The organism is Streptomyces sp. NPDC020422, from assembly GCF_044386705.1.
GTDB lineage: Bacteria > Actinomycetota > Actinomycetes > Streptomycetales > Streptomycetaceae > Streptomyces.
Genome location: NZ_JBIRVJ010000009.1, coordinates 339,480 through 353,153, shown reverse-complemented (window position 1 = coordinate 353,153; position 13,674 = coordinate 339,480). Strand labels below are relative to the sequence as shown.

General features: G+C 71.9%; 14 protein-coding genes. 1 reads left to right on the top strand and 13 read right to left on the bottom strand.

From position 1 onward, the window contains the following. Positions 1 to 37 precede the first annotated feature (37 nt). Positions 38 to 538 (top strand): transcriptional regulator BldD, encoded by a 501-nt coding sequence (gene bldD / locus ACH414_RS25765; protein ID WP_064068023.1) that lies wholly within the window; start codon positions 38 to 40, stop codon positions 536 to 538. 184 nt (positions 539 to 722) lie between these two features. On the opposite strand, the gene nusB is transcribed toward bldD, so the two are convergent. From nusB to ACH414_RS25700, 13 genes are all read right to left on the bottom strand, one after another. Continuing rightward, positions 723 to 1,160: a transcription antitermination factor NusB gene (gene nusB, locus ACH414_RS25760; RefSeq protein ID WP_382548406.1), complete on the bottom strand. Its 438-nt coding sequence runs from the start codon at positions 1,158 to 1,160 to the stop codon at positions 723 to 725. A 2-nt stretch (positions 1,161 to 1,162) separates the two neighbouring features. Continuing rightward, a complete protein-coding gene (efp, locus tag ACH414_RS25755) occupies positions 1,163 to 1,729 on the bottom strand; it encodes an elongation factor P (RefSeq protein WP_382548408.1) in 567 nt (188 codons plus the stop codon). Between the two features lie 48 nt (positions 1,730 to 1,777). After that, positions 1,778 to 2,881 (bottom strand): aminopeptidase P family protein, encoded by a 1,104-nt coding sequence (locus ACH414_RS25750; RefSeq protein ID WP_398943490.1) that lies wholly within the window; start codon positions 2,879 to 2,881, stop codon positions 1,778 to 1,780. A gap of 256 nt (positions 2,882 to 3,137) precedes the next feature. Then, entirely contained in the window at positions 3,138 to 3,950 is an 813-nt protein-coding gene (locus ACH414_RS25745) for an AAA family ATPase (protein WP_382548412.1), read from the bottom strand. A gap of 112 nt (positions 3,951 to 4,062) precedes the next feature. After that, positions 4,063 to 4,509, bottom strand: a complete 447-nt coding sequence (aroQ, locus tag ACH414_RS25740) for a type II 3-dehydroquinate dehydratase (RefSeq protein WP_382548414.1) — start codon at positions 4,507 to 4,509, stop codon at positions 4,063 to 4,065. After that, on the bottom strand, positions 4,506 to 5,600 hold the full coding sequence (gene aroB, locus ACH414_RS25735; RefSeq protein ID WP_382548416.1) for a 3-dehydroquinate synthase: 1,095 nt from the start codon (positions 5,598 to 5,600) through the stop codon (positions 4,506 to 4,508). Before aroB ends, aroQ begins: the two co-directional genes overlap by 4 nt. Then, positions 5,597 to 6,115, bottom strand: coding sequence for a shikimate kinase (locus tag ACH414_RS25730; RefSeq protein ID WP_382548418.1), 519 nt, complete (start codon positions 6,113 to 6,115; stop codon positions 5,597 to 5,599). Before ACH414_RS25730 ends, aroB begins: the two co-directional genes overlap by 4 nt. Beyond that, entirely contained in the window at positions 6,112 to 7,296 is a 1,185-nt protein-coding gene (aroC, locus tag ACH414_RS25725) for a chorismate synthase (RefSeq protein WP_391769963.1), read from the bottom strand. Before aroC ends, ACH414_RS25730 begins: the two co-directional genes overlap by 4 nt. A gap of 180 nt (positions 7,297 to 7,476) precedes the next feature. Further along, the gene (locus ACH414_RS25720; RefSeq protein WP_382548421.1) at positions 7,477 to 8,304 is read right to left on the bottom strand and encodes a shikimate dehydrogenase; all 828 of its coding nucleotides are present in this window, start codon (positions 8,302 to 8,304) and stop codon (positions 7,477 to 7,479) included. 1 nt (position 8,305) lies between these two features. Further along, positions 8,306 to 10,087, bottom strand: a complete 1,782-nt coding sequence (gene mltG / locus ACH414_RS25715) for an endolytic transglycosylase MltG (protein ID WP_382548423.1) — start codon at positions 10,085 to 10,087, stop codon at positions 8,306 to 8,308. A gap of 101 nt (positions 10,088 to 10,188) precedes the next feature. Continuing rightward, complete coding sequence (ruvX, locus tag ACH414_RS25710) at positions 10,189 to 10,653, bottom strand: Holliday junction resolvase RuvX (protein ID WP_382548571.1); 465 nt, start codon at positions 10,651 to 10,653, stop codon at positions 10,189 to 10,191. Between the two features lie 2 nt (positions 10,654 to 10,655). After that, positions 10,656 to 13,325, bottom strand: coding sequence for an alanine--tRNA ligase (gene alaS / locus ACH414_RS25705; RefSeq protein ID WP_382548425.1), 2,670 nt, complete (start codon positions 13,323 to 13,325; stop codon positions 10,656 to 10,658). Beyond that, on the bottom strand, positions 13,325 to 13,669 hold the full coding sequence (locus ACH414_RS25700; protein WP_382548427.1) for a DUF6167 family protein: 345 nt from the start codon (positions 13,667 to 13,669) through the stop codon (positions 13,325 to 13,327). Before ACH414_RS25700 ends, alaS begins: the two co-directional genes overlap by 1 nt. Positions 13,670 to 13,674: the final 5 nt, after the last annotated feature.

Genomic DNA, 13,674 nt, shown 5'->3' with positions numbered 1-13,674 from the left:
CGGCGCCGCCGCAATCGTCACAGCGTCCGGGAGCGTTATGTCCAGCGAATACGCAAAGCAGCTCGGGGCAAAACTCCGTGCGATCCGCACCCAGCAGGGCCTTTCCCTCCACGGTGTGGAGGAGAAGTCCCAGGGCCGCTGGAAGGCGGTCGTGGTCGGCTCGTACGAGCGTGGCGACCGCGCCGTGACCGTGCAGCGCCTGGCCGAGCTGGCGGACTTCTACGGCGTCCCGGTGCAGGAGCTGCTGCCGGGCACCACGCCGGGCGGGGCCGCCGAGCCGCCGCCGAAGCTGGTCCTGGACCTGGAGCGCCTCGCCCACGTCCCCGCCGAGAAGGCCGGCCCCCTGCAGCGCTACGCGGCGACCATCCAGTCGCAGCGCGGCGACTACAACGGCAAGGTGCTGTCGATCCGCCAGGACGACCTGCGCACCCTCGCCGTCATCTACGACCAGTCCCCCTCGGTCCTCACCGAGCAGCTGATCAGCTGGGGCGTCCTGGACGCGGACGCGCGCCGCGCCGTCGCCCACGAGGAGGCCTGACCCCTCCGGGTCACATCGCCTCTGCCAGCGCAGAAACGTGCCGCCGGGCCCCCGGGAGTCACTCCGACTCCCGGGGGCCCGGCGCTTTGCTCGCCGCCTCCTGGCGGTACGGCGAAGGGGGCCCGCAGCACCGAGTGCTGCGGGCCCCCTTCGACTGCCGTACGGACGGTGCGGACGGACCGGACTAGACGTCCGCGTCCCGGCGCAGGCGCGGCTTCAGGTCCTTGAAGCGCGCGAGCAGACCGTTGACGAAGGTCGGCGACTCGTCCGTGGAGAACTCCTTGGCGAGCTGCACGGCCTCGTCGATGGCCACCGCGTCCGGCGTGCCGTCCTCCCAGATCAGCTCGTACGCACCGAGGCGCACGATGTTCCGGTCGGCGACGGGCATCCGGTCGAGGTCCCAGTCCACCGCGTAGGTCGCGATGAGCTCGTCGATCCGCGCCACGTGCGACGCGTACCCCTCGACCAGCTGCATGGTGAACTCGTTGACCGGCGGCTGACGCTCGTCCGACCGGGCGAGCCGGACCTGGTCCGCGAGGACCTCCTGGACCGAGGTGGCGCGCTGGTCGGCCTCGAAAAGGATCTGGAAGGCGCGCCTGCGGGCCTTGCTCCGAGCGGCCACGGTTAGTTGTTCACCCGGCCGAGGTAGCTGCTGTCGCGGGTGTCGACCTTGACCTTCTCACCGGTGGTGATGAAGAGCGGGACCTGGATCTCGTGACCGGTCTCCAGGGTGGCGGGCTTGGTGCCACCGGTGGAGCGGTCGCCCTGGACGCCCGGGTCGGTGTGCTGGATGGTCAGCTCGACGGCGGCCGGGAGCTCGACGTAGAGCACCTCGCCCTCGTGCTGGGCGACCGAGGCGGTGAAGCCCTCGATGAGGAAGTTGGCGGCGTCGCCGACGTTCTTCTTGTCGACGTGCAGCTGGTCGTAGGTCTCCATGTCCATGAAGACGAAGTAGTCGCCGTCCATGTAGGAGAACTGCATGTCACGGCGGTCGATGGTGGCCGTGTCGACCTTCACACCGGCGTTGAAGGTCTTGTCGACGACCTTGCCGGACAGCACGTTCTTGAGCTTGGTGCGCACGAAGGCCGGGCCCTTGCCGGGCTTGACGTGCTGGAACTCGACGACGGACCAGAGCTGGCCCCCGTCGAGCTTGAGCACCATGCCGTTCTTGAGGTCGTTCGTGGAAGCCACGGTTGCGGAGTCTCCTGGACTGACGTGGACCGGGGAGGCGTACGCGCCCTACAGCGCGAGCAGCTCCTTGGTCGTGATGGTGAGTAGCTCGGGTCCGCCGTCCGCCTCCTGGCGTACGACGAGCGTGTCATCGATCCGGACCCCGCCCCGGCCCGGGAGGTGGACCCCCGGTTCGACGGTGACCGGCACGCAAGCGTCCAGTTTACCCATGGCCGCGGGTGCGAGCTGCGGGTCCTCGTCGATTTCCAGGCCCACGCCGTGCCCGGTGAGGGGCGCGCTGGCGTCGCCGTGGCCCCCGGCGGCGAGAATCTGCCGGGCCGCGCGGTCGATGTCACGGTACCCGGCGCCCGGCGCGAGGGCCTCCCGGCCGGCCCGCTGAGCGGCGAAGACGAGGTCGTACAGCTCGATCTGCCAGTCGGCGGGGGTGGTCCCGATCACGAAGGTGCGGCCGATCTCGCAGCGGTAGCCGCGATAGTTGGCGCCGAGGCAGACGGAGAGGAAGTCGCCCTCCTCCACCCGCCGGTCGGTGGGCCGGTGCCCGGCCCGCCCGGAGTGCGGCCCGGTGGCGACGGAGGTGGGGAACGCGGGGCCGTCGGCGCCGTGGTCGACGAGCCTGCGCTCGAGCTCCAGGGCGAGGTGCCGCTCGGTCCGGCCGACCAGGATCGACTCCAGGAGCTCGCCGAGGGCCTGGTCGGCGATCTCGGCGGCGATCCGCAGACAGGCGATCTCGTCCTCGTCCTTGACGATCCGGAGCTGCTCGACCGCGCTCGACAGGTCGGCCAGGCGCAGTCCGGGAGCGGCGGAGCCCATGGCCCGGTGCCGGGCGACGGTCAGGTGGTGCTCCTCGACGGCGAGGGTGTCCGCCCCGGCCTTGCGGGCGAAGCCGACGGCCTCGACCGCCGGATCCCCGCCGCCGGGCAGCAGCTGCTGGCGGAGCAGTTCGTCGAGCCGCCCGTCGGTCGGATCGGCGCCGGGCGCGGTCGGGCAGAGCAGCACGTCCTCATCGGGCCCGAGCAGCAGCACGGCCCCGGCGGGCGAACCGCCCGTGAGATAGCGGACATTGGCGGGACGGGAGACCAGGGCCGCCGAGCTGCCCGCCGCCGCGCACCGATCGCGCAGCCGCATCCGGCGGTCCGCATACACCTCTGACATGTTCCGAGCCTACGAGCGCCCGGTCGCCCCGGCCTGTTCAGCGCCGCCGACCGGGCGGGCGGGGCGCCGCCGACGGTGCGGGCGAACGCCGCCGACCGGGCAGGCCGCCGCCGACTGTGCGGGCGAGGCGTCGCCGACCGGGCAGGCGGGGCGCCACCGACGGTGCGGGCGAACGTCGCCGACCAGCAGGCCGCCGCCGACGGTGCGGGCGAGGCGTCGCCGACCGGGCGGGCGGGGCGTCCCCTGCCGCGGCTCCTCAGCCGGCCGGCGGGCCGGCTATCGCCCGGGCCAGGACGTCGTCGAGGACCCGGGCGGTGGTCTCGACGTCGTACGTGGAGTTGTCGATGATCGGCAGGCCCGAGCCGTACCAGCCGGCCATCCGGCCGTGGATCGCCGCGACCTCCTCGTCCGACAGGCGCCGGTTGCCGCTGCGCTCGGCGTTGCGCTCCAGGACCACGTCGAGGCCGGGCAGCAGGACGACGGGGAGCAGCCCGGGGCCGACATGGCGCTTCCAGCCGCCGAGGCCGACGACGGGCCAGTCGGGGAAGACGGCGTCGTCGAGGATGCAGGAGATGCCGTTGGCGAGGAAGTTGCGGGCGGCGAAGCCGCAGGTGCGGCGGGCCAGGCGGTACTGCGCCTCGGAGTTCTCGTTCCAGCCCGCCTGGGGGTCGGCGAAGCCCGAGCAGACCCATTCGCGCACGTCGTCGAGGCTGATGTGGGCGGTCGGCGCCGGGCGGCGGCGCGCCCAGTGGCGGGCGACGGTGGTCTTGCCGGCACCGGCCGGGCCGATCAGCAGCACGGCGAGGGTGACGCCTCCGGTACCGGTCACCGCCGGCGGCACCGGCACCTGGCCGGTGACGGGGGCGCCCGTCCAGCCGTGCGGGGCGGCGGACTGCGGAGCGGCGGCCGGCGGGGGCGGGCCCTGGGGGGCCGGCGGAGCCGGGTAGGGGTGGTGCGCGGGTACGGGCGGGGGCCCGCCCTGGGCCCGGGCGCCAGGGGCCCCGACGCCCCAGTGGGTCTGGCCCGCGGCTTCGTGCGGTGGCAACGGAGCCCCCATCCCGTGCTGCATCCGGTGCCCCACTCCGTCCCTGCGCCGATTCCGTCGTTGCCGGAACGTTACCGCCCCCGGCTTCCCGAGGGGAAACGGCCGGGGGCGGATCGACGCGTCGGAGCGGTGCCGGTCAGGCGTCGAGCTCCTCCGCGAGCGCGCGCAGGGCGAGCCGGTAGGAGCCGATGCCGAAGCCCGCGATGGTCCCGGTGGCCACCGCGGCGACCACCGAGGTGTGCCGGAACTCCTCGCGGGTGTACGGATTGGAGATGTGCACCTCGATGAGCGGCGCGGTGCGCTGGGCGGCCGCGTCGCGCATCCCGTACGAGTAGTGCGTGAAGGCGCCCGGGTTGAGCACGACGGGCAGCGAGCCGTCCGCGGCCTCGTGCAGCCAGCGGATCATCTCGCCCTCGTCGTTGGTCTCGCGCACCTCGACGTCGAAGCCCAGCTCCTGGCCGAGGTTCCGGCAGGAGTCGACGAGCCCCTTGTAGGAGGTGGCGCCGTAGATGTCGGGCTCGCGGGAGCCGAGCCGGCCGAGGTTCGGGCCGTTGAGCACGAGGACCCGGCGGGCGTCGCTCACGCGGACACCTCGCCGTAGGCGGCGAGCAGGATGGCCGGGTCGGGGCCCTCCAGGACGGTGGGCTTGCCGAGGCTGTCCAGGACGATGAAGCGCAGCAGGTCGCCGCGGGACTTCTTGTCGACCTTCATGGTCTCCAGGAGCTTGGGCCACTGGTCGCCGCGGTAGGTGAGCGGCAGTCCGACCGACTCCAGGACGGCGCGGTGCCGGTCGGCGGTCGCGTCGTCGAGGCGGCCGGCGAGCCGGCCGAGCTCGGCGGCGAAGACCATGCCGACGGAGACGGCGGCGCCGTGGCGCCACTTGTAGCGCTCGTTCTTCTCGATGGCGTGCGCGAGGGTGTGCCCGTAGTTGAGGATCTCGCGGCGGCCGGCCTCCTTGAGGTCGCCGGAGACGACCTCGGCCTTGACCTGGATCGAGCGCACGATGAGCTCCGCGGTGTGCGGTCCGGCGGGCGTGCGGGCGCCCTCCGGGTCCCCCTCGATGAGGTCGAGGATCACCGGGTCGGCGATGAAGCCCGCCTTGATGATCTCGGCGAGTCCGCTGACGTAGTCGTGGACCGGCAGCGAGTCGAGCGCCGCGAGGTCGCACAGCACGCCGGCCGGCGGGTGGAAGGCACCGACGAGGTTCTTGCCCTCGGCGGTGTTGATGCCGGTCTTGCCGCCGACGGCCGCGTCGACCATGGCGAGCACGGTGGTCGGCACGGCGATCCAGCGCACGCCGCGCAGCCAGGTCGCGGCGACGAAGCCGGCCAGGTCGGTGGTGGCACCGCCGCCGACGCCGACGATGATGTCGCTGCGGGTGAAGCCGGTCTGGCCGAGCGCCTTCCAGCAGTAGGCGGCGACCTCGGCGGTCTTGGCCTCCTCGGCGTTCGGCACCTGGATGGCGACGGCCTCGTAGCCCTGGTCCGCGAGGTCGGCGCGCAGCGCCTCGCCCGTCTCGGCGAGCGCCTCCGGGTGGATCACGGCGACCCGCTTGGCGCCGGGGCCGATCAGTGCGGGGAGTTCGCCGAGCAGCTGCCGGCCGACCAGCACCTCGTAGGGGTCGGTGCCCGCCGAGCCGCCGACCTGGATGCGGGTCACTTCCTGGTCCGTCATACGTCCTTCAACTCCAGTGCGTCGAGGATCGCTTCGGCGACCTCTTCGGGCGTGCGGTCGTCGGTGGCGACGACGGCGCTCGCGACTTCTTCGTACAGGTGGCGGCGCGCGTCCATCAGCTCGCGCCACTGGCGGCGCGGGTTGACGGCGAGCAGCGGCCGTGCGGCGCCGAGCCCGACGCGGCGGACCGCCTCCTCGACGTCCATCGAGAGGTACGCGACGGGCAGCGGCGCGAGCAGGGCGCGGGTGCCGGGGTCGAGCACGGCACCGCCGCCGAGCGCGAGGATGCCCTCGTGCTCGGCGACGGCGGTGCGGACGGCTTCCCGCTCCAGGGCGCGGAAGTGGTCCTCGCCGTCCTCGACGAAGATGTCGGCGATCTCGCGTCCCTCGGCGGCGACGATGTCGGCGTCGGTGTCACGGTAGGCGGCGCCGAGCCGTTCGGCGAGGAGCGCGCCCACCGTGGACTTTCCCGAGCCCATCGGGCCGACGAGGACGACCAGGGGGCCGCCGGTCACCGGATGTGGAGGTTGTCGAGGTAGGACTGCACGTTGCGGCGGGTCTCGGGAACGCTGTCGCCCCCGAACTTCTCCAGCACCGCGTCCGCCAGGACCAGCGCGACCATCGCCTCGGCCACGATCCCGGCCGCCGGCACCGCGCAGACATCGGAACGCTGGTGATGCGCCGCCGCGACCTCCCCGGTCGCCACGTCCACCGTCGCCAACGCCCGCGGAACGGTCGCGATCGGCTTCATCGCCGCCCGCACCCGCAACAGCTCACCCGTACTCAGACCACCCTCCGTACCCCCCGCACGGCCGGTGGCACGAGTGATGCCGTCGGCACCCTTGACGATCTCGTCATGCGCCTGCGAGCCGGGAACGCGGGCCAGGTCGAAGCCGTCGCCGACCTCGACGCCCTTGATGGCCTGGATACCCATCAGCGCCGCGGCGAGCCGCGCGTCCAGGCGCCGGTCCCAGTGCACGTGCGAACCGAGACCGACCGGCACCCCGTACGCCAACACCTCCACGACACCACCCAGGGTGTCGCCGTCCTTGTGCGCCTGGTCGATCTCCGCGACCATCGCCTTCGACGCGTCCGCATCCAGGCACCGCACCGGGTCGGCGTCGAGCCTCTCCACATCGGCGGGAGTCGGGTAGACGCCGTACGGCGCCTTCGCCGACGCCAGCTCCACCACATGCGACACGATCTCGATGCCCGCCGCCTCCTTCAGGAAGGACCGGGCGACGGCACCGAGCGCGACACGCGCCGCGGTCTCCCGGGCGCTGGCGCGCTCCAGGATCGGCCGGGCCTCGTCGAAGCCGTACTTCTGCATGCCGGCCAGGTCCGCGTGCCCCGGACGCGGCCGGGTCAGGGGCGCGTTACGACCCGTCTCCTTCAGCTCCGACGGGTCGACCGGATCCGCCGACATCACCTTCTCCCACTTCGGCCACTCGGTGTTGCCGACCATGACGGCGACGGGCGAGCCGAGGGAGAGGCCGTGGCGGACGCCGCCGAGGAAGGTGACCTCGTCCTGCTCGAACTTCATGCGCGCGCCGCGCCCGTAGCCGAGGCGCCGCCGCGCGAGATGATCCGCCACCAGCTCCGTGGTCACCGGAACACCGGCGGGAAGTCCTTCGAGAGTGGCAACCAGCGCGGGTCCATGCGACTCCCCCGCCGTCAGCCAACGCAGCCTGCTCAACGATGCTCCTCATGCTCGCGCCTGGGCTCTGCTCCGGCGCGACCTGGGTGCGCGGCCCTGGTCCGCCTCCCCTGATCCTCGCACGTCCCGGCGCCTGATCGATCGCTGGTCCACAGGTCGGGACACATATCTCACGTGTCGAGTGGGGTTTCGGCCAACTCCGGCGAACCGTCCCGAGGGTCAGCGCGCGGCGAGCGCCCGCTCCCCCGCCGCGCGCATGGCGGCGAGCGGCCCGGGGGCCAGGCCGGTCATCTGCTCGACCTGGAAGACGGCCTGGTGGACCAGGAGGTCGAGGCCGCCGACCACCTTGCCGCCACGCGCCGACCAGGCGGCCGCGATCCGGGTGGGCCAGGGGTCGTACAGCACGTCGAAGAGGGTGCCCGGCGCGTCGGGCACGGCCGCGGCGAGCGCGTCCGTCGTCCCGGCCGGGGTGGTGGCGACGACCAGCGGGGCCGCGAAGGCCTCGGCTGCGTCCTCCCAGGCGGCGGTGCGCACGTCGACGCCCAGCCGCTCGCCCCAGCCGCGCATCTCCTCGGCGCGCGCCTCGCTGCGTACGTACGCGGTGACGGGACCGGAGCAGATCCTGGCGAGGGCGGCGAGCGCCGAGGAGGCGGTGGCGCCCGCGCCGAGGATCGCGGCCGAATCGACCTTCTCGACGGCCCGCTCCCGCAGGGCCGCGACGATGCCGGGGATGTCGGTGTTGTCGCCGATGCGGCGCCCGTCCTCGGTGAAGACGACCGTGTTGACGGCCTCGACGGAGGCCGCCGTGTCGGTGACCTCGTCGAGCAGCGGGATGATCGCCCTCTTGAGCGGCATCGTGAGCGAGAGCCCCGCCCACGACGCGTCGAGCTCCGCCACGAAGCCGGGGAGCGCGGCCTCGTCCACCTCGAAGCGGTCGTAGGACCAGTCGTCGAGGCCGAGCTCCCGGTACGCGGCCCGGTGCAGCACCGGGGAGAGCGAGTGCGCGATGGGCGAGCCGAGCACGGCCGCCCGCCGTCGGAGGGTCATCTCAGTTCCCTGCGTTGAACTTCTCGACGAGCCTGTCGTGCTCGGCGAGCGTCTTGGCGAATTCGGTCTTGTTCATGCCGTCCGTGGCGACGAAGTACATCCAGCCGTCCTTCGTCGGGTTGAGCGCGGCGGTCACCGCCTCGACGCCCGGGTTGCCGATCGGCCCCGGCGTCAGGCCCTTGTGCTTGTACGTGTTGTACGGATCGGGGTTGGTGAGGACCTCGTTCCGGCTGATCTTGATCTTGCTCTGACCCATCAGGTAGTTGTACGACGAGTCGAACTGGAGCAGCTGGAACGTCTCCTTGTTGTCCGGCTGGAGACGGTTGTAGATGACCTCGGCCATCTTCGTGAAGTCGTCGTGGGTCTTGCCCTCGGCCTGGACCAGGCTCGCGACCGTGAGCAGCTCCCACGGGCCCTTGAGCCCGAGCTGCCGCGACTTCGCCTCGAGGTCGAGCTTCAGGTACTCCGAGTTGGCCCGTCCGACCATCTTCCGCAGCACGTCCTCGGGCTTGTTGCCCTTGGCGACCGGGTAGCTCGCCGGGAAGAGGAAGCCCTCCAGCGGGTCCTTGACGTCGGCGTGGTTCTTCGCCCAGTCGGGCAGGCCGAGCGAGTCCGCCTGCTTGAAGGCGGTCTCCTTGGTGGTGCCGGCCTTGAGCCCGAGACGTTTGTCGATCTCGGCGTAGACCCAGGCGTTGCGCTTGCCCTCGGGGATGACGAAGTTGGCCTTGCTCGCCGGGCTGAGCATCAGCGCCACCGCGCTCTCGGCGGACATCCCCTTCCTCAGGGTGTAGGCGCCGGCCTGGATGGAGATGCCCTTGGGGTTCCTCTGCTGGGCCGAGACGAAGGCGTCGACGCTCTTGACGACGCCGGCCTTCTTGAGGATGTTGCCGATCTCGTAACCGCCGGCCTGGTCCGGGATCACGACCTGGACGTCACCGGTGCCCTCGCCCGCGTAGTCCGGCGCCGCGCCGAACTGCCCCTGCCAGAACTGGTAGCCGAAGTAGCCGATGCCGCCCACGCCGCCGCCGAGGACCAGCGCCACGACCAGGCAGGCCATGCCGTTCTTGGCCTTGCGGCCCTTCTTCGGTTTGCCGGCCTTGCGGCCACGGCGCCCGGCGGGCTCCTCGTCGTACTCGGGGTCGTGGTCCTCGTACCCGCCGTCGGGACCGTCGCCCTCGCGCTCGTCGACGGCGCGTCCGCGGTCACGACGGGCGCGGCGGTCGGGCCGCTCGCCGGCCGGAGCCTCCTCACCCGTGAAGAACGGGTGGTCCTCCTCCTGCCGGGGCTCCGCCTCCCAGTCGGTCACCGGCTGGGGCGGTACCTGGCGCCGGCCCGGGGGCTGCGGCGGGGGGTACGCCTCGGGGGTGCCGTAGAGGTCGGGCTGCTGGCCGCCGTAGGGATCGGCGGGAGGGGCGTTGTACGGCATCGCCGCCTGGCCCGTCTCCCAGTTGCCGTCGTACTGCTGTGCGGGATACCCGGGCGTGTCGTACCCGCCCGGGTTCCCGTACTGCTGTTCGCCGTAAGCCTGCGGATACTGCGGCTGCTGGTGCTGCTGATGCTGGTGCTGTTCCGGATGCTGCTGGTAGCCGCCGCCACCGTAGGTCTGGCCGTACGGGTCCTGCTGCCCCTGGTATCCCTGATGACCGGGATGGCCCTGGTGCTGCCCGTACTGCTGCTGCGCCTGCTGCGGGTACTGCTGCTGGCCCTCCCACCCCTGGTCCCCGTACAGCGGGTCCGTGGGGTGCCACGGTTCGGAGCCGGGGCTCCGGCCATACTCAGTCATCGATCCCCAAACAGCCGCGAGGCTTCCGGACGATCCGCCTCTACGTAGTGCGGCAGCTGTTCGAACACCGCCGCATCGCGCGGAACGTTACCGTATCGCGATCAGATGACCACTTCGACGCCCTCGCCGGGCGGATTACCTGATACCCGTTCGGACTCAAGAGCGTTCTGCAGGATGATCACAGCGGCGGCCTGGTCGATGACGGACCGCCCCTTCTTGGACTTCACTCCGGAGGCCCGCAGCCCCTGGGTGGCGGTGACCGTGGTCATCCGCTCGTCGACGAGCCGGACGGGGATCGGGGCGATGCCCTTGGCCATCTCGCCGGCGAAGGCGCGGACCTTGGTCGCGGCCGGGCCCTCCCGCCCGCTGAGCGAGCGGGGCAGGCCCACGACGACCTCGATCGGCTCGTACTCCTCGACGATCTGGCGCAGCCGCCGGTGGGCGGCCGGGACGTCACGCCCCGGCACGGTCTCCACCGGCGTGGCGAGGACCCCGTCGGGGTCGCACGAGGCGACCCCGATCCGGGCGTCCCCGACGTCGACCGCGATACGGCGTCCGCGACGCATCGTCACGCGGTCTCCACCACGAGACGCTCGACGGCGTCGATGGCCTCGCCGACGGCCGCCGGGTTCTGACCGCCGCCCTGCGCGACGTCGGGCTTGCCGCCACCGCCGCCGCCGAGGGTCTTGGCCGCGGTGCGGACCAGCTCGCCGGCCTTGAGACCACGCTCACGGGCGGCCTCGTTGGTGGCGATGACGGTCAGCGGCTTGCCGTTGACCGTGGTGAACAGCGCCACGACGGCCGCGCGGTCCGAGGGGATGCGGCCGCGGACGTCGAGGACCAGCTTGCGCAGGTCGTCGGCGCCGGTGCCGTCCGGGACCTGGCCGGTGACCAGGGCGACGCCGCGGATGTCGCGGGCGGAGTCGACCAGCCCGGCGGCGGCCTGCAGGACCTTCTCCGCGCGGAACTTCTCGATCTCCTTCTCGGCGTCCTTCAGCTTGCCGAGCATCGCGGAGACCTTCTCCGGCAGCTCCTCCGGGCGGCCCTTGACCAGCTCCTGGAGCTGGGCGACGACCGTGTGCTCACGGGCGAGGAAGTTGTACGCGTCGACGCCGACCAGGGCCTCGACACGGCGCACGCCGGAGCCGATGGACGACTCGCCGAGCAGCTTCACCAGACCCAGCTGGGCGGTGTTGTGGACGTGGGTGCCGCCGCACAGCTCCTTGGAGAAGTCGCCGATGGTCACGACGCGGACCTTCTCGCCGTACTTCTCGCCGAACTCGGCGATGGCGCCCTGTCGCTTGGCCTCGTCGATCGGCATGACCTCGGCGTGGACCTCGAGCTCGCGCGAGAGGACCTCGTTGATCTTCTGCTCGACGTCGGTCAGGACCGCGCCGGGCACGGCGTTCGGCGAACCGAAGTCGAAGCGGAAGCGGCCCGGCGAGTTCTCCGAACCGGCCTGGGCGGCCGTCGGGCCGAGCGCGTCGCGCAGCGCCTGGTGGGTCAGGTGGGTGGCCGAGTGGGCGCGGGCGATGGCCCGGCGGCGCTTGACGTCGATGGCGGCGTAGGCGGTCGAGCCCACGGTCACCTCGCCGACCTGCACCGAGCCCTTGTGCACGGAGACGCCGGGGACCGGCTGCTGCACGTCGCGGACCTCGATGACGGCGCCGGAGTGCAGCTTGATGCGGCCCTGGTCGGCGAGCTGACCGCCGCCCTCGGCGTAGAACGGGGTCCGGTCGAGGACGACCTCGACCTCGTCGCCCTCGGAGGCGGCCGGCGACGGGACGCCGTTGACCAGCAGACCGACGACGGTGGTCTCGCCCTCGGTGTTGGTGTAGCCGGTGAACTCGGTGGCGCCGTTGCCGTCGGCGATCTCGCGGTACGCGGTGACGTCGGCGTGACCGGTCTTCTTGGCCAGCGCGTCGGCCTTGGCGCGGTCCCGCTGCTCCTTCATCAGGCGGCGGAAGCCCGCCTCGTCCACGGTGAGGCCCTGCTCGGCCGCCATCTCGAGGGTGAGGTCGATCGGGAAGCCCCAGGTGTCGTGGAGCAGGAACGCCTTGTCGCCGGAGAGGACCGTGCCGCCGGCGGCCTTGGTCTCGGTGACGGCGGTGTCGAGGATGTTCGTGCCGCCCTTGAGGGCCTTGAGGAACGCGGCCTCCTCCGCGAGCGCGACGGTCTCGATGCGCTTGCGGTCGGTGACCAGCTCCGGGTACTGCTCGCCCATCGTGTCGATGACGGTGTCGACGAGCTCCTGCACGACCGGGCCGGTGGCGCCGAGCAGACGCATGTTGCGCACGGCGCGGCGCATGATGCGGCGCAGCACGTAGCCGCGGCCCTCGTTGCCCGGGGTGACGCCGTCGCCGATGAGCATCACCGAGGTGCGCATGTGGTCGGCGACCACACGCAGCGACACGTCGCTGTCGTGGGCCTTGCCGTAGTCGACGCCGGTCAGCTCGGTGGCCTTGTCGATGACGACCTTGAGGGTGTCCGTCTCGTACATGTTCTGGACGCCCTGGAGGATCATCGCCAGGCGCTCCAGGCCGAGGCCCGTGTCGATGTTCTTCGACGGGAGCTCGCCGAGGATCGGGAAGTCCTCCTTGCCGGTGCCCTCGCCGCGCTCGTACTGCATGAAGACCAGGTTCCAGATCTCCACGTACCGCTCGTCGTTGACGGCCGGGCCGCCCTCGACGCCGAACTCGGGGCCGCGGTCGTAGTTGATCTCGGAGCACGGGCCGCAGGGGCCGGGGACGCCCATGGACCAGTAGTTGTCCTTCTTGCCGAGGCGCTGGATGCGCTCGGCCGGGACGCCGACGACGTCGCGCCAGATCTGCTCGGCCTCGTCGTCCTCCTGGTAGACGGTGATCCAGAGCTTCTCCGGCTCGAGCCCGTAGCCGCCGTGCTCGACCGGGGTGGTCAGCAGCTCCCAGGCGAGCTTGATGGCGCCTTCCTTGAAGTAGTCGCCGAAGGAGAAGTTGCCGCACATCTGGAAGAAGGTGCCGTGCCGGGTGGTCTTGCCGACCTCCTCGATGTCCGGCGTGCGCACGCACTTCTGCACGCTGGAGGCGCGCGTGAAGGGCGGCTTGACCTCACCCAGGAAGTAGGGCTTGAACGGCACCATGCCGGCGGGGACGAGCAGCAGAGTCGGGTCGTCCGCGATGAGCGACGCCGAAGGGACGACGGTGTGCCCGCGCTCCTCGAAGAAGCTCAGCCAGCGGCGGCGGATTTCAGCCGACTCCATCAGTGGTCCTCATTCCGGTTGTACGAAAACGAATACGGGGTGGTCGTGTCCGGGTCCGCGAGCGGCCCGAGCGCGGGCCTTCGGCGCGGCGCGGGGAGCTCGTGGTCGGGGTGCACGGGGGCGTCCAGGCCGAGGGCCGAGCCGAGCTCGGCCTCCCGCTGGACCATGCCCGCCCTCACGTCGAGGGCGAAGTCCTTGAGCCGGTGCCCGGTCTCGATCGCCTTGTCGGCCGCCTGGGCGGCGAGGCTCTCGGGGGTCAGCTGCTTGAGCTTGCGGTTGACCTTGGTGGTGGCCCAGACGCCGGCGGCCGCGCCGGCGGTGAACCAGAACGTACGGCGGAACATCGTGC

Bases quoted from the DNA above. Each gene is read 5' to 3' on its own strand.
- ACH414_RS25745 (WP_382548412.1), bottom strand. From the start codon at position 3,950: ATGCAGCACGGGATGGGGGCTCCGTTGCCACCGCACGAAGCCGCGGGC.
- ruvX (WP_382548571.1), bottom strand. From the start codon at position 10,653: ATGCGTCGCGGACGCCGTATCGCGGTCGACGTCGGGGACGCCCGGATC.
- mltG (WP_382548423.1), bottom strand. From the start codon at position 10,087: ATGACTGAGTATGGCCGGAGCCCCGGCTCCGAACCGTGGCACCCCACG.
- alaS (WP_382548425.1), bottom strand. From the start codon at position 13,325: ATGGAGTCGGCTGAAATCCGCCGCCGCTGGCTGAGCTTCTTCGAGGAG.
- ACH414_RS25750 (WP_398943490.1), bottom strand. From the start codon at position 2,881: ATGTCAGAGGTGTATGCGGACCGCCGGATGCGGCTGCGCGATCGGTGC.
- ACH414_RS25700 (WP_382548427.1), bottom strand. From the start codon at position 13,669: ATGTTCCGCCGTACGTTCTGGTTCACCGCCGGCGCGGCCGCCGGCGTC.
- bldD (WP_064068023.1), top strand. From the start codon at position 38: ATGTCCAGCGAATACGCAAAGCAGCTCGGGGCAAAACTCCGTGCGATC.
- ACH414_RS25720 (WP_382548421.1), bottom strand. From the start codon at position 8,304: ATGACCCTCCGACGGCGGGCGGCCGTGCTCGGCTCGCCCATCGCGCAC.
- aroB (WP_382548416.1), bottom strand. From the start codon at position 5,600: ATGACGGACCAGGAAGTGACCCGCATCCAGGTCGGCGGCTCGGCGGGC.